Origin of the sequence: Actinobacillus succinogenes 130Z, from assembly GCF_000017245.1 — a bacterium.
GTDB lineage: Bacteria > Pseudomonadota > Gammaproteobacteria > Enterobacterales > Pasteurellaceae > Exercitatus > Exercitatus succinogenes.
The window spans coordinates 1,037,638-1,053,922 of record NC_009655.1; the positions used below are offsets into that span (position 1 = coordinate 1,037,638).

General features: G+C 44.8%; 12 protein-coding genes. 6 read left to right on the top strand and 6 right to left on the bottom strand.

Going from position 1 to position 16,285, the window contains the following annotated elements:
* Positions 1 to 24 precede the first annotated feature (24 nt).
* From mepA to dnaX, 5 genes are all read left to right on the top strand, one after another.
* Complete coding sequence (gene mepA, locus ASUC_RS05015) at positions 25 to 882, top strand: penicillin-insensitive murein endopeptidase (protein ID WP_012072712.1); 858 nt, start codon at positions 25 to 27, stop codon at positions 880 to 882.
* Positions 883 to 910: 28 nt separating this feature from the next.
* Positions 911 to 1,675: a TSUP family transporter gene (locus ASUC_RS05020; RefSeq protein WP_012072713.1), complete on the top strand. Its 765-nt coding sequence runs from the start codon at positions 911 to 913 to the stop codon at positions 1,673 to 1,675.
* A complete protein-coding gene (lpxM, locus tag ASUC_RS05025; protein WP_012072714.1) occupies positions 1,675 to 2,628 on the top strand; it encodes a lauroyl-Kdo(2)-lipid IV(A) myristoyltransferase in 954 nt (317 codons plus the stop codon). The genes ASUC_RS05020 and lpxM overlap by 1 nt, the downstream gene beginning before the upstream one ends.
* Before the next feature lie 66 nt (positions 2,629 to 2,694).
* The gene (apt, locus tag ASUC_RS05030) at positions 2,695 to 3,237 is read left to right on the top strand and encodes an adenine phosphoribosyltransferase (protein WP_012072715.1); all 543 of its coding nucleotides are present in this window, start codon (positions 2,695 to 2,697) and stop codon (positions 3,235 to 3,237) included.
* Between the two features lie 24 nt (positions 3,238 to 3,261).
* Positions 3,262 to 5,361, top strand: a complete 2,100-nt coding sequence (dnaX, locus tag ASUC_RS05035) for a DNA polymerase III subunit gamma/tau (protein WP_012072716.1) — start codon at positions 3,262 to 3,264, stop codon at positions 5,359 to 5,361.
* A 292-nt stretch (positions 5,362 to 5,653) separates the two neighbouring features.
* Here the strand turns inward: dnaX and licT are convergent, their stop codons facing one another.
* From licT to ASUC_RS05055, 4 genes are all read right to left on the bottom strand, one after another.
* Positions 5,654 to 6,496, bottom strand: a complete 843-nt coding sequence (gene licT / locus ASUC_RS05040) for a BglG family transcription antiterminator LicT (protein WP_012072717.1) — start codon at positions 6,494 to 6,496, stop codon at positions 5,654 to 5,656.
* 70 nt (positions 6,497 to 6,566) lie between these two features.
* Positions 6,567 to 8,036 carry a glycoside hydrolase family 1 protein gene (locus ASUC_RS05045; RefSeq protein ID WP_012072718.1) on the bottom strand — a complete coding sequence of 490 codons (1,470 nt, stop codon included), beginning with the start codon at positions 8,034 to 8,036 and terminating at the stop codon, positions 6,567 to 6,569.
* 193 nt (positions 8,037 to 8,229) lie between these two features.
* The gene (locus tag ASUC_RS05050; RefSeq protein ID WP_012072719.1) at positions 8,230 to 9,054 is read right to left on the bottom strand and encodes a Cof-type HAD-IIB family hydrolase; all 825 of its coding nucleotides are present in this window, start codon (positions 9,052 to 9,054) and stop codon (positions 8,230 to 8,232) included.
* A 76-nt stretch (positions 9,055 to 9,130) separates the two neighbouring features.
* Positions 9,131 to 11,014, bottom strand: a complete 1,884-nt coding sequence (locus ASUC_RS05055; protein WP_012072720.1) for a beta-glucoside-specific PTS transporter subunit IIABC — start codon at positions 11,012 to 11,014, stop codon at positions 9,131 to 9,133.
* 700 nt (positions 11,015 to 11,714) lie between these two features.
* Between ASUC_RS05055 and ASUC_RS05060 the strand changes: the two genes are divergently transcribed.
* Positions 11,715 to 12,440 (top strand): YwiC-like family protein, encoded by a 726-nt coding sequence (locus ASUC_RS05060; RefSeq protein ID WP_012072721.1) that lies wholly within the window; start codon positions 11,715 to 11,717, stop codon positions 12,438 to 12,440.
* Positions 12,441 to 12,490: 50 nt separating this feature from the next.
* On the opposite strand, the gene parC is transcribed toward ASUC_RS05060, so the two are convergent.
* A complete protein-coding gene (parC, locus tag ASUC_RS05065) occupies positions 12,491 to 14,743 on the bottom strand; it encodes a DNA topoisomerase IV subunit A (RefSeq protein ID WP_012072722.1) in 2,253 nt (750 codons plus the stop codon).
* Positions 14,744 to 15,144: 401 nt separating this feature from the next.
* The gene (nirK, locus tag ASUC_RS05070; protein WP_012072723.1) at positions 15,145 to 16,257 is read right to left on the bottom strand and encodes a copper-containing nitrite reductase; all 1,113 of its coding nucleotides are present in this window, start codon (positions 16,255 to 16,257) and stop codon (positions 15,145 to 15,147) included.
* Between the last annotated feature and the right edge of the window lie 28 nt (positions 16,258 to 16,285).

Below are 16,285 nucleotides of genomic sequence, written 5' to 3' on the forward strand. Positions count from 1 at the left end.
AATCCGTGTAGACAGAAGGAATATATGAAAAAGATTTTAACTGCGGTCATTTTTTCCGCCGTTTTAGGTTTGTTAACGGTGCAGGCTGCACCGGCGGACTGGCAGGCGATTAAACGCCCTATTCCAAGTCAGTCGGGACGGGCGGAACCGATTGGTACCTATAGTAACGGCTGCATTCTTGGTTCCGTACCGATGCCGGCAAAAGGAGAGGGGTTTCAGGTAATTCGAATGAATAGAAACCGTTTTTACGGTCATCCGAATATGATTCGTTATCTTGAACGTCTCGGTAAGCAGGTGAAACAGGCGGGCTTACCGACGATGTTAATCGGTGATATCGCTATGCCGGGTGGCGGACGTTTTCTTACCGGGCATGCCAGTCATCAAATGGGGTTGGATGCCGATATTTGGTTGCGAATGGGTGCAATGTCCGAGCAGGATGCGCTGAATTCCGACGGTAAAGGCTTGTTGGTGGTTAATCGCGCTTTACAACGGGTGGACGAGAACATTTGGAACTTAAATCACTTTAATTTAATTAAACTGGCCGCACAGGATCCCGCTGTCACCCGTATTTTTGTAAACCCGGCGATTAAACTGAAATTATGTCAATCGGAACATTCCGATCGCGGTTGGTTGCGCAAAATCCGCCCGTGGTTTGGTCATGATAGTCATTTTCATGTGCGGTTAACCTGTCCGCAGGATGCAAGCCACTGTGAAAATCAGGCACCTGTTCCCGCCGGCGACGGCTGCGGTGCGGAATTGTATTCTTGGTTTGAACCGAAAGCGCCGTCTTCCACGATAAACCGACCGAAAGTGATTCCGCCCGAACCGTTTTTATGCCGCCAGGTGCTGAATTCACCGAACCGCCATCAGTGGTTAGATTAGTTCTTTGCTCAAAATAGAGGAAAGTGCGGTGGAAATCAGTATCGAATTAATCGGAATTTTATTCGGGGTAGCGATAGTCGCGGGGTTTATTGATGCTTTGGCGGGCGGCGGCGGATTAATTACTATTCCCGCCCTTTTAATGACTGGAATGCCGCCGGCAATGGCGTTGGGGACCAATAAGTTACAGGCATGCGGTGGTTCGTTTTCCGCCAGTTTGTATTTCATTCGGAAGAAAGCTGTTGATTTACGGGCGATTTGGTTTATTTTATTATGTACTTTCACCGGTTCGGTGATAGGTTCCGTTTTAATTCAGCTGGTAAACAGTTCGTTAATAAAGAAAGTGATTCCTTTTTTAGTATTGGCTGTAGGATTCTATTTTTTATTGACCCCGAAACTTGGTGAAAAAGATCGCCGACAACGTTTGTCGTTTCATACTTTTGCGCTGACAGCCGCTTTAGGATTGGGATTTTATGACGGTTTCTTCGGTCCCGGAACGGGATCGATTTTGAGCTTGGTATTCGTCACGTTACTGGGGTTTAATCTCATCAAAGCCACGGCTTATACCAAAGTGTTAAATTTTACTTCGAATCTTGCGTCGTTGATTTGCTTTTTGATTGGCGGACAAATCATGTGGTCGGTAGGGATTGCCATGATGTGCGGGCAAATTGTCGGTGCGCATTTGGGAGCGAAAATGGTACTCAGTAAGGGAAAAGGATTAATTCGTCCGATGGTTGTATTAATGTCATTTGTAATGACGGCGAAAATGGCGTATGAACAAGGATGGTTTGGCTAATGACAGAACAGGAAAACATGCGTTTAACGGCACGGGTCGGATATGAGCCGCATTTCTCGTGGTCGTATTTGCATCCGAAATATTGGGGTACTTGGCTGGGGGTAGCAGTCTTACTCATACTGGCATATATACCTTTCCGCTGGCGAGATCGTCTGGCGGCGAAACTCGGTGTTATTATCGGTCGTAAAGCGCGTAAACAGCGCCGGCGCGCGCAAATAAACTTAACCTATTGCTTTCCCGACTGGACGGAACAACAGCGCGAGCGGGTTATCGATAAAATGTTTGCCACCGTTGCGCAGGTCATGTTGGGGATCGGAGAAATTGCCATTCGTTCCAAAGCGCATTTGCAAAAGCGTAGCGAATTTATCGGCATAGAATACATTAAACGGGCGAAATCCGAAGGTAAAAATATTATTTTGATGGTGCCGCACGGTTGGGCAATCGATGCTTCGGGAATTATACTGCATACCCACGGTATGCCGATGACATCCATGTTTAATCCTCACCGCAATCCTTTGATAGACTGGCTTTGGACGGCTACCCGAGAACGTTTCGGCGGTAAAATGCACGCCCGTCAGAACGGGATTAAGCCGTTTTTAACCATGATTCGCAACGGCGATATGGGTTACTATTTGCCGGATGAAGATTTTGGTGCGGAAGCCAGTGAGTTCGTGGATTTTTTCGGCACCTATAAAGCGACCTTACCGGGCTTGAATAAAATGGCGAAACTGGCAAAAGCGGTGGTGATCCCCATGTTCCCGCGATACAACGCCGAACGTGGAAAATATGAAATGGAAATTCATCCGCCTATGGAATTAAGTGATGACCCGCTACAATCGGCACGCGCCATGAATGAAGAAATCGAACGTTTTGTCATTCCGCAACCGGAGCAGTACGTATGGATTTTACAATTATTAAGAACCCGTAAAAACGGGGAAGATATTTATCATTAGCTGTGATAGAATTCGGTTCCAATTAAATTCGGTCGGAATTTCGGCCGCACTTTTGTTATCAATATTATGAACAAACAATTAGATCTTATTAAATCATCAATTAAATCTATTCCCAACTACCCTAAGGAAGGCATTATTTTCCGTGATATTACCAGCTTGACGGAAATTCCGGAAGCGTTTACCGCAACGGTTAATTTGATTGCCGAAGCGTTTCGTCATAAAGGTATCACTAAAATCATCGGTACCGAATCCCGCGGTTTTATATTCGGTGCGCCGGTTGCCGTTGCTTTGGGTTTGCCGTTTATTTTGGTGCGCAAACCGGGCAAGCTGCCGCGCGAAGTGATTTCACAAAGCTATCAACTGGAATATGGAGAAGATAAATTGGAAATCCATGCGGACGCCATTCAGAAAGGCGACAATGTGTTAGTGATTGATGATTTACTGGCAACGGGCGGCACGGTGGAAGCATGCATTAAATTGGTGAATCGTCTCGGTGGCGATGTAAAGCATGCTGCGTTTGTTATCAATCTGCCCGATTTAGGTGGCGGTGAACGGTTACGCAAACAGGGTGTAGAGCCTTTTACTTTAGTGGATTTTGCCGGTCACTAATTTTATTTTTATCAGGAAAGAAGCGTGAGTTATCAGGTTTTAGCCCGTAAGTGGCGTCCTCAAAATTTTCATCAGGTTATCGGACAAGAGCATATCTTGACCGCATTGGCTAACGGCTTGAAAGAAAACCGCCTGCATCACGCTTATTTATTTTCCGGCACGCGCGGCGTAGGAAAAACCTCCATCGCCCGGTTGCTTGCCAAGGGGCTGAACTGTATTCACGGCGTGACTGCCGAGCCTTGCGGTGAATGCGAACATTGCAAAGCCATTGAAAACGGAAATTTTATCGATTTGATTGAAATCGACGCCGCTTCCCGTACTAAAGTGGAAGACACCCGCGAATTGCTTGACAATGTTCAGTATAAGCCGGTACAGGGGCGTTATAAAGTCTATCTCATAGACGAAGTACATATGCTTTCCCGCCATTCTTTCAATGCATTGCTAAAAACCTTGGAAGAGCCGCCGGAATATGTAAAATTCCTGTTGGCCACGACGGATCCGCAAAAACTGCCGATTACGATTTTATCGCGTTGTATGCAGTTCCACCTGAAAGCATTGTCTCAGCAGCAAATCGCTCAGCATTTGGCGAATATTCTTACCCAGGAAAAAATTCCCTTCGAACCGACCGCACTTGGTAAGATCGCCAAAGCGGCGCAGGGCAGCGTTCGCGATAGCTTAAGTTTAACGGATCAGGCTATTGCTATGTCTAATGCCGATATTCGGGTCGATGTAGTTAATATCATGCTAGGGTTGTTGGATGATAACCAACCTATCGAAATCCTTTACGCCTTACATCAAGGAAACGGCGAAAAACTCATGCAGGGTATTCAAGCCGTTGCGGATAATGGGGCGGATTGGGATGAATTGCTGATTGAAGTGGGCGAGGCTTTGCACCAAATTGCCATGTTGCAATTGCTGCCGAACCGTATCGACGAAGAAAGTCAGTTGGGATTTTTAGCAAAACACATCTCTCCCGAGAATATTCAATTTTTCTACCAGATTGTCACCATGGGTCGCAAAGAATTGGCATTTGCACCGAATCGGCGCATCGGGGCGGAAATGACATTATTGCGAGCGTTAGCTTTCCACCCAAAGTTTAGTCGGGCAGAGCCCGCTGAACATCAAGTAAATTCTACCGTACAAGACTCGGCACGCGCTCACCCGGAAAAGGAAAGTGCGGTCAAAAAAACAATTAATTTGGTGGAAATGCCTGTTTATAATCAGCATTTACGTGTTTCCGCTACGCCTCAACGCGAGCAATCCCCTCCCGGTAATCTCTCCGGTAAATCAACTTCAAACGCACTAAATGCTTTAGCGCAAATTGAGCGTTTGCGTGCCAGTGTGCGGTCCGCAGCATCAACTGAAGAAAAAACCGGTTTCGAACAACCTCAGCCGGCTGTACAGGCGCATGAGTTGCCGGTGGTTTCTATGCCGCAGAAAGAACGTCCGCAAACGGATTTAATTGACCGTTTGGCAAGTCTTGCACAACAAGCGCAGGACAACCTAAATCCCGCTGTAAAGCGTAAATCGGTTTCGAAACCCGTCTCCGATAGTACGCAGGAAACGGAGAATGAGGATGATAGTGACGATGCCAATCTTGCCGAGACTTACCGATGGGAGTGGATAAATCCCGAAATGGCGGAAGCGGAGAATGTGATTCGTCCTTCGGAAATCAAACAGGCGATTTTAAAAGAAAAAACGCCCGAGCTGGTGAAAAAGGTCATTGCTCTGGCGGAAGAACGGGATGATTGGACAAAAACCGTGGAACATTTAGGGTTGGATCATTTGAAATTGGTTAAACAAATCGCGTTGAATTCCGTGATTTTGGCACAAACCGATTCTGAAATTGTGCTGGGATTGCGTTCCAACCAAAAACATCTGCAACGTGAAAGTGCCATAGAAGCTTTGCAAGCAGCATTGAAAGTTTATTACGGCAAAGATTTGCGGCTAAAAATCGAACTGAACGATGACGAACGACGACCGACGCCACTGGATTATCGACGTCAGATTTATCATGAACTCAGCGAGCGGGCACGGCAGGATTTACAGGCGGATAAAAAGGTAAAATTACTGCAGCAGGCATTCGACGCGCATCTGGATTTGGACAGTATTCGTCCGGTGTGACGATAAAAATAATAGGCCTGATAAGCTAAAATCGGTTATAAGTTTTATGAGACAGAACACTTTTCCGTTTTTGAAGGTTTATAGACATGTAAATCATTGTGTAATGATTAACTAATTAAGCAATCATCGGTTCCCGATAAGTTATTTTTATCAGGAGCTTAACAAGAAACTTTATTCCGAAGGATTTTTTATAACATTTTCGGCGGGAGTGATTAAGCTTTCTGTGGCTAATATTAGATCCGAGTTTGCGCAACCGGTACGTAATACTGAAATTTTCGGTAAATTCAGCTAGTTATTGTTGATGCGAAATTATACGCCGTATATGGATCATCAAATAAAGTTGTTCATCCTCATTTAACGGTTTGTGATAGTTTGCAGTAAGATATTTATTAATTTTTTCAACGCATTGATAGGCTTTCGGATAGGCGATTTTTGTTTGTCGGTAAAGAAAATCATCGCCTGAGGCAGGCTCGGAATTTACAAAGAAACGCTGGGCGAAATGTTGTAAATGGGTGAGAAAACGAGCGTAATCGTAGCTGTTTTCATCTAACACTAAATTAAAATGGTAGCCGACCATATTTAAAATATCTTTGATCATTTGAGTGGCTTTATAGGTATCCGCCATTGTCGAGCCGTCGGTGCGGGCATTAAAAATATGCAGCGCGATAAAACCCGCTTCATCTTCCGTCATTTGCACGCCAAAACGTTTTTCAATTAACTGCAGAGTATATAAACCGATGGCAAACTCTTGTTTATAAAGACGTTGAATTTCAAACAATAAGCCGTTTGGCACGGTTTGATTCTGTTTGGCTCGTTCGACGGCGTGGAAAATATGATCGGGCAGGCTGACAAAAATACTGTTTGACAGAGTCGTACCAAGTTGTTGGTTGGCAAAATCGACTACGCAATTGGTGAGTTGAAAATATTCTTGCGGAATTTCGCTTAAAATTTCGGTTAAACGGCCGGCAAACAGGCTCTTATTAAGGCTAAAGGTTTTCTCTACCAAACTTTCGTCTGCCGAATCACCGACTTTTTTACCGAATGCGACACCTTTTCCAAGCACAACAAGCTCGGTTTGAAGTTCATTTTCAGCTTGAATCGCATTGTTATTAAAGATCTTGGTAATTTTAAGCATAATAAAACCTCGCCAAGCGGTCGGATTTTGTAAAAATTCTACAAAATTCAACCGCTTGTGTCGATAAGGATTAAGACAGATCCGCACCGTTTGATGCAATCACTTTTTTATACCAATAGAAAGAGTCTTTCGGCGAACGTTTACCGGTGCCGTTGCCGTCATCGTCAATATCAACGTAAATAAATCCGTAGCGTTTTGACATCTCCGAGGTAGACATACTGACAAGGTCAATCGGACCCCATTCCAAATAACCGAGTAACTCAACGCCATCACTGATCGCTTCTTGCATTTGAGCGATGTGAGAGCGGAGATAATCAATACGGTAGCTGTCGTGAATAGCCCCGTCCGCTTCGACTTTGTCGTAAGCACCTAATCCGTTTTCCACAATAAAAAGCGGTTTTTGGTAGCGATCATATAAGTCGTTTAGGGTAATACGCAACCCGACAGGGTCGATTTGCCAGCCCCAATCCGAAACGGTAAGATACGGATTTCTTACCCCTTCAATTAAGTTACCACCTACTTTTTCCCCTTCGTCATGCGTTGTTACACAAACCGACATATAGTAGCTAAAAGAAATAAAATCGACAGGATACTGTTTTAAAACGGCATCATCACCTGCTTCTTTTTGGATATGCACATTGTTTTCCGCCCAGTGGCGTAACATATAGCGTGGATATTCGCCACGAACGTGTACATCAGTAAAGAATAAGTTTTGTTGATTGCCCCATTGAGCCAAACGCTGATCTTGCGGATCTGCGGTTAAAGCATAGTGAAGTTGGCGAGCTAACATACAACCCATTTTCGCATCAGGAATGATCTCGTGCAGGGCTTTGGTGGCTAATGCACTAGCGACAAATTGATGGTGAAGTGCTTGATATTTCGCATTTTCACGTTCTGCTTCCGGAATACGATCAAGCACGATTCCGCCGCCGGTGTAGGGGCTGTGCATTGTAATCATATTGATTTCATTAAAAGTCAGCCAATATTTTACTTTTTCTTTATAACGGTTAAATACTGTCTCGGCATAGCGCACAAAATGCCCGACCACTTCGCGTGAAACGAAGCCGTTATATTTTTGCACCAAACCAAGCGGGATTTCATAATGGCATAGCGTTACCATCGGCTGAATGCCGTGTTTGAGCATTTCATCGAACATATCGTCGTAATATTGTAAACCCGCTTCATTCGGTTGCTCGTCATATCCGTTCGGGAAAATGCGCGCCCAATGAATGGAAATACGGAACATTTTAAAGCCCATTTCACCAAACAGGGCGATATCGTCTTTATATTTATGATAGAAATCTATCCCCTCCCGTTTTGGGAAACGGGCTCGGAATTTACCGGATAAAATATCGTCAATACGCTGTGAACCGACCTCAATCGCCGCACTGTGGGCGCCTCGTTCCGCTTTCGGTACATAGGCTACCATATCTGCCGATGATAACCCTTTTCCACCTTGATCAAAGCCACCTTCAATTTGGTTGGCTGCGGTGGCTCCGCCCCATAAAAAATCGGTTGGAAATGGTTTTAAGCTACTCATTTTGAAATCCTCAATTTGTTTTTATAACAAAAAAGCCTAAGCAAGATAAAGTACTGAAGTAGTGTTTTATCTTGCTTAGGCTTGCCGAATTAACGTAACACCCTAAGTGTTTTTACTATTTGTAAATCTAACGAAAAATTTAACCGCTTGCAAAGGGGATAATGCTGTTTTGTGATCCGCCTCACAAAATAAATTACAGAAGTCCGAATTTTTCAAATGCCTTATATAACCCGTCATTATCCACATCGTCAGTCACAAAATTCGCCATTGCTTTGATTTCGTCACCGCCGTTACCCATCGCCACGCCTATAGCACAATATTCCAGCATCGGAATATCGATTTTGGCATCGCCGAAAGCAAAAGTATCCGCCCGGCTTGCGCCAAGGTGATCAAGTAAAACGGAAATCGCATAACCTTTATCAATCTCTTTTACCCCTAAATCGCCAAATAGTGCGGTTTCGCCCACGCCGCCCCAAGTGCCGGCTTTCAGTTCCGGAAAAGCGGCGGCGGAATCCAGGTGATCTTGGTAGCTGTTTAAGATAAAACTCACTTTGTTTAAATCGTTGCGGTAGAGTTCGCCGCCGAAAATAATGCCGTGCATGAGTTCACGCACGCTTGCCTTTTTCATTCCTTTACGGGCGGTGTAGATTTCCAGCACAGGTTCGGCTTTTTCTTCAAAATCGGGGCTGGCGAATAAGCCGTTATTGCTTTCTAAATAAAAAGCCAAGCCTCTTGCCGTGAGCCAATCGACCACTTTATGCGCCGTTTCTGCGGGGATCAGCTGGTGCATCACCACTTCATTTTGATATTCCACATAGCTGCCATTGCCGCCAATCATTCCGTCAAGACCAATTGCCCACAGATCAGGCGAAACTTCCGCCCGACTCCGTCCAGTGCAGATAAAAACTTTATGTTCTTTTTGACGAGCTGTTTGAATAGCTTTAACCGCAGATTTCGGCACTTCATTTTGATAATTTACTAAAGTGCCGTCCACATCTAAAAAAATAATTTTTTTCATTATTTCTCCTAAAAACAAGGGGTTAAATTTATAATTTATTTTGCAAAAAGTGCTAAAAATCTAACCGCTTGTAAGATTATGATTTATTAAGCAATACTTTAATCAACGGCTCGTTTTGATAAATATGCGGCTCTTGGCTGGCGATAACGTCAAGGTAATCTTCGCTGTTGGCAATAATCACCGGTGTTACTATGCTGTAACCTGCCGCTTTAATAGCATTAATATCAAAGGTGCCGAGCCGTTGTCCGACTTGAATTCTATCGCCGTCTTTCACGAAAGTTTCAAAATGTTTTCCGTTTAGCTGTACCGTATCCATTCCGATATGAATTAAGATTTCTAAACCGTCGTCAGACACAATATTGTAGGCGTGCTTAGTTGGAAATACGGAGCTGATCGTGCCGTTTACCGGCGAAATTAACTCGCCTTTGGTCGGTTCAATCGCCACCCCTTTTCCTAACGCTTCAGAGGCGAACATCGGATCTTGAATATCCGTTAATTTGTGAATATTGCCTTCTAATGGGCTGACTAAATTAAATTTTTCGAGTGGAATCGTAGAAACCCGGGCGTTATTCGGTTTTTCAGGTTTTGTTGCCGTATCCGCAGTTTGTTGCGGCAGCATTGTATCGCTGTAACCGAACAGATAAGTCAGTATGCCTGCTACAATAAAAGCAACGGCCATTCCAACGGTGTACATCACAATATTTGAACCTTCGCCGATAATAACAGGGTAAAGCAATAAACCGGAGAAGCCGAAAGCAAACATTTTAGTGCCGCCCCAACCGATAACCGCACCGCCGATAGCACCGCCTAGCACACCGCATACAAAGGGTTTTTTAAAGCGTAGGGTGATGCCGTAAATAAGGGGTTCGGTAATACCAAGCACGCCGCTGAATGTGGTTGAACCGGCAAGTGATTTAATCTCTTTATTGCGTGATTTCAGGAAGACGGCGAAAGTTGCCCCCGCTTGTCCTAACACCGCAGCTGCCGTTAACGGGCCGATTAAATCGAAACCGACAACCGCCATATTGTTGATCATAATCGGTACGATGCTCCAATGGATGCCGAAGATCACCAATACTTGCCATAATGCTCCGACAACAAGACCGGTGGCTATCGGGCTGGCGGCATATAGCCAAGCCAATACCGTTGCGATTCCATGTCCGATAGCACCGCCGACAGGCCCGATAACGGCTAAAGTGAGCGGTACTACAACTAACAAGGTACAGGCGGGAGCAAAGAAATTGCGGACAGATTCGTGCCAAAGATTTTCGAAAAAGCGTTGAATATAAGATTGAGCCCATACCGCAATCAGAATCGGAATTACGCTGTAGGTATAAGTCATCGTAGCTAATTCAAAACCTAAAAAGTCTAACGGTTTGCCGCTTGAGCTCACCTCAACAATACTCGGGTAAACTAACGCTGCGGCAACTGCGACCGCAATATAAGGGCTGGCTTTCACTTTGGCCGCACAAGTAATGGCGAGCAAAATAGGTAAGAAATAGAAGGTTGAACTGGCTGCCGCGTCCAGCACGGTGAATGTGCCTGAAGCCGGATCCAATAAGCCCGAAACCTGCAAAATTGCAATTAAGCCTTTTAAAATACCGGCTCCCGCCATCACCCCGATAAGAGGAGTAAATGAACCGGCAAGAAAATCGATTCCTCGATTTATCAATGACGGTTTAGGCAAATCGGCGGCATCGCCTGCTTGAATGTCTGCGATTTTCATAATCTCCGCATATACTTTCGGCACATTATTGCCGATCACAATTTGGAACTGCCCGCCGCTTTCTACCACACTAATAACACCGGCGGTTTGTTCCAGCCGTGCTTTATCCGCTTTGGCACGTTCTTTCAATACAAAGCGCAAACGGGTGGCGCAGTGTACCAGCGAATGAATATTTTGTTCTCCGCCGACGAATCGGAGAATCTCTTGTGCGAGTTTGCTAAAATCTTTAGCCATAATCATTTCCTCTTAAAGTTTCAAATCTTTAAGGCAATAAAAAAGCCTAAGCAAATCAACGTATTAAACGCGATTTGCTTAGGCTTGCCGAATTAACGTAACACCCTAAGTGTTTTAACATTTGTAAATCTAGCGAAAAAAACGACCGCTTGCAAAGGGGAGCTTTGGGTTTTGTGATCTATTTCACAAAATAATTCTGCTACTATGTTTCTCTATAATATTTCTACGTTGTAAAAAGAATGTAGCCTAATATAAAAAGAGTTTTGGGGACAAAGAAATTAGAAAGTCGATTTGCCAAAATATGTCTTATTTTGCCAATTATATAAGTGATATTGATTTTATTAATCACACTGGCGTGTAACTTGAATTTACCTGAGATGTTTAACAATATTAAGCTTAATTTATATCGTCGTAATCCGCTATCCCGGTCAGAAAATCCGGATATCAATATGTTTTGCTTATGTGTACTGAATTCTCACGGCCGCTGATTAATTACCGTCGGTACTATTTACAAGCGGATAGGTCCGGCGTTTGCTTTGAAATAAACTGTTCTTTAGCGAATGACCGCTTCGTAGTTGATTCGTTAAAATGTCATTATTAAATTTTCGTCCATATATTCTTCTCAAAATAATTCCTCGGAATTATAGCAATTTAAGGTTTTTGTCGTTAAAATCCTTTTATTTAGGAATGATTCTCAATAATGAAATTGCTTGTTTCAAATCAATACGGCGCAATCGTCATGGCGATGTTACCGTTTTTGTACGGTTTACTGCTGGGGCAACCCCGTTGGATGCATCTGTTTTTGTTGTTGGCATGGAGCGCGCTGTATTTATTTACCTATCCTTTTCTGAATCTGTTCAAACCGCAAATTAAAGATAAACGACAATATGTACGCTGGAGTTGGATTTACGGCGCGGCAAGTGCGGTCTTTTGTGTCCCCGTTTTGCGGTGTAACAGTAAGATTTTATGGTTCGGCGTGGCAATGTTGCCGTTGTTGCTGGTTAATATTTATTATACGAAAACCAAGAATGAACGGGCATTATTGAACGATTTCGCCGGCATCGCGGTTTTTGCTTTAGCCGGTGTCGCTGCGTATTATTTCGGTTCGGCGCAATTGAATGCCGAAGCTTTGCAAGTGGCGGTTTATCCTGCGCTGTTTTTCATCGGCATTACTTTTTATGTGAAATCCATGCTACGCGAACGGAAAAATCCGCGGTATTTTCGTCTTTCCGTCGGGTTTCACCTCGCCTGCGTGGTAGCAATGAGTTGTTGTCAATCTTGGCGGCTGGCATTGACATTTGCTCCGGCGTTGATCCGAGCGGCTTGGCTGCCTCATAAAAAATTGAATGCCAAGCAAGTAGGATTAATCGAATTCGCCGTTTCGGGCTTGTTTTTGGTGATGTTACTATGGGCAACAAAGAAATAAAAAAGCGTCGTAAATTTTAATACGACGCTTTTTCTTAGCCTTTGGCAAATTTAATCCCGGTTAGGTTCGATCACCTCAATTTTTACACCGCTGTGTAAACCGCGCGGCAATTTAGAACCCCGCCGTCCGCGTTCGGCACGGAATTTTTGTAAATCTTCCGGTTTTAAAGTGATTTTGCGTTTTCCGGAATGGAAAACTAAACTGGCATTTTCACTAATGAGTAATAATTTCACCACAAAATCCGACCGCACTTTGGCATCGGCAGCCGGAATACCGATGATTTTATTACCTTTTCCTTTAGACAGCGAAGGCAGCTCCTGTACCGGGAACATCAGCATTCTCCCCGCGTGGGTTAACGCCAGCAAAAGTGCGGTCGAATTTTTAATGATTTTCGGCGGTAGCACTTTAGCGTTTTCCGGCAAGGTTAGCACGGCTTTTCCCGCTTTGTTACGGGCGATTAAATCTTCAAATTGACAGATAAAACCATAGCCTGCATCGGATGCCATCAATAAAGGCTGATTTTCATTTTCGATCAAAACCTGTTCCATTGAAGCGCCCGCAGGCAGATTTAATTTACCGGTCAACGGTTCGCCTTGCGAACGGGCGGACGGAAGACTGAGCGGATCCACGGCATAACTGCGCCCGCTGCTGTCAATGAATACCGCCGGCTGATTGCTTTTGCCGTAAGCGTGAGCGAGATATTTGTCGCCGGCTTTATAATTCAAGTTCTGGACGTCAATATCATGTCCTTTAGCGCAACGCACCCATCCCATTTCCGATAAAATGACGGTGACGGGTTCTGCCGGCATCATTTCCGTTTCGGAAATGGCCTTAGCTTCTTCACGTTCGACTAACGGAGAACGGCGCGTACTGGCATAGGTTTTGGCATCTTGCTGAATTTCTTTTTTTATCAAAGTGTTAAGCCGACGTTCTGAGCTCAGAATCTGTTCTAAATGTTGGCGTTCTTCTTCAAGCCGGGCTTTTTCCGCTTTTAATTCCGTTTCTTCCAGTTTTGCTAAATGACGTAAGCGCAGATTTAAAATCGCTTCCGCTTGTTCGTCGCTTAACTTGAATCGCGCCATTAATACTGTTTTCGGTTCGTCTTCGTGACGGATGATGTCGATGACTTCATCAATATTCAGAAATGCAATCAGCAAACCGTCTAAAATATGCAAGCGGGATAATACCTTATCCAAACGGTGGCGCAAACGGCGGGTGACGGTGGCGCGGCGGAATTGCAACCATTCCGTGAGAATTTGCACTAAGTTCTTCACCGCCGGTTTGTGATCCAGCCCGATCATATTCATATTAACGCGATAACTGCGTTCCAAATCCGTCGTGGCGAACAGGTGATTCATTAATGCATCAACGTCCACGCGGTTCGAACGGGGCACAATGACTAAACGTACCGGATTTTCCTGATCCGCCTCATCCCGTATGTCTTCTACCATCGGCAGTTTTTTCGCATTCATCTGATCGGCGATTTGTTGTTGAATTTTGCTTGGCGAAGATTGATGCGGCACGGCGGTAATAACGATTTCGCCGTCTTCTTTTTTCCAGACGGCACGCATTTTAACGGAGCCGCGACCTTGTTCGTATAGTTTTCGAATGTCGCTTTTCGGCGTGATAATTTCCGCTTCGGTCGGGAAGTCCGGTCCTTGTACGACCGTGAGCAAATCATCTAATGTGGTGTGCGGATTGTCTAATAACATCACGGCGGCATCGGCGATTTCATTCAGATTGTGCGGCGGAATATCCGTTGCCATGCCCACGGCGATACCGGTGGTACCGTTTAATAGGATATGAGGCAGGCGTGCCGGCAGGTACTGCGGTTCGGCAATCGTACCGTCAAAGTTCGGTTGATAATCCACCGTGCCTTGTCCCAGTTCACTTAATAGCATTTCGGAAATTTTTGCCAAGCGGGATTCGGTGTAACGCATGGCGGCGAAAGATTTCGGATCGTCCGGCGCTCCCCAGTTTCCTTGTCCGTCCACCAGCGGATAACGGTAGGAGAAAGGCTGAGCCATAAGCACCATGGCTTCATAACAGGCGGAATCGCCGTGCGGGTGGAATTTACCTAATACATCCCCCACGGTACGAGCCGATTTTTTGTACTTCGCAGCGGCGTTTAAACCCAATTCGGACATGGCGTAAATAATCCGCCGCTGTACGGGTTTCAAGCCGTCGCCGATAAAGGGTAGCGCACGATCCATAATGACGTACATGGAATAATTCAGATAGGCACTTTCGGTGAAAGTGCGCAACGGCATTTGTTCGATGCCTTCATAGTTGATGTTGGTCATTTTTATTTCCGTTATATGCGGATTACTTATTAATTGTTTGGTTATTTATATCGAATTTCGCCGATGGCGACCTACTTTTCTTTGCCCGAGCAAAGCAAAGTAGGCAAAAGAAATACGCCCCGATTTTGCCGCTATTTCCTTTTTTAGTTTTGATTTTTTTCACGCTAAATTCCTAAACTCGCTTCGCTCAAACAACGAAATTTAGCTAAAAATCAATTCTAAAAAAGGGCGTTAAAGACAGGGGAATCTTTAAATCATTTATTAAAACGTTTAAATTTTTGACCGCACTTTTTCGTTATAATTAATCAAATTTTCCATCAGAGATGCCTGAGCGACTTAAAATTTTGTAGAAAATATTAATTAAGCGAAGAACGGCATCGAAATCAAGACGTGTTTTTCGGTTATTTCATATGAAAATTCACGTCTACATCAGCCTCGGGATTTCGTTTGTTGTAAATTTCATCTTTAATTTTGCCGCTGAAAACTTCCGGATTTTCTTTACCTTCTACCACTAACATGCCTTTTGCGCCTTTTTCCGTGCGGTTAATGCTGTGGTCGAGGAAGGTGTATTGCCCCGGCACGTTAATTTGGAATTCAAGGATTGTAGCGCCGCCGGCAGGGATTAACGTAGTTTGGACATGATGATTTTTCAAATCGCCGCCTTCCACATAGACCGTGTCGAAGGTTTTACCCATTAAATGGAACGAGGAGATTTTATTCGGCCCCGCGTTGCCCATAAAGAAACGGATTTTTTCGCCGGTTTTGGCTTTCAGCACATTATCGCCCATCAGCGAGTTGATGTGTCCGTTAAATACGACGTAATCCGGCAATTCGTAGCCGGCCTTTTCCATGCTGGTAACTTGCAGGCCTTTTTCGCCGAAACCGCCGCGGGTATAGAATTCGTTTTGTACGATATAAAATTCTTTATCCGCCGGCGACAAGCCTTCTTTCGGTTCCACTAACAATAAACCGAACATGCCTTTCCCTATATGGGTCGCCGGGCCGGGAAAGGCGCCGCAATGGTAAAGATATAACCCCGGATTCAATGCTTTAAAGGCAAAAGTGGTGGTATGACCCGGTTGAGTATTGCTGATTAACGACGTGCCTTCCGGCGCGGCGACGGCATGGAAATCCAAGCTGTGCGCCAGTTTCGAGTTCACCGGATTAGAGAGTTGCACTTCTACCATGTCGCCCTCTCGTACGCGGATAAAGGGTGCGGGTGTTGCGCCGTTGAATGTCCAGTACTTGAATTGTACACCGTCCATAATTTCCATCACTTTTTCCAGCGCTTCTAATTTTACCACTACACGGGCGGGCGCTTTGCGGGTGATGGGTTTAGGCACATTAGGCGCGAAAGTGAGTTCGGCTTCTATAACGGGCAAATCCGCTGTTGCCGAATCACCGAAAAGTGCGGTCGGTTTTTCGATTGTTTTTTCGCTTTGATCATTTGCCTGCGACGAGGCGGAAACCATGAAAAGAGAAGCGAGCAAAACGGTTAATAATGTGTTTTTCATAAGCACTCCGTAATTCTGTCGGATGGAA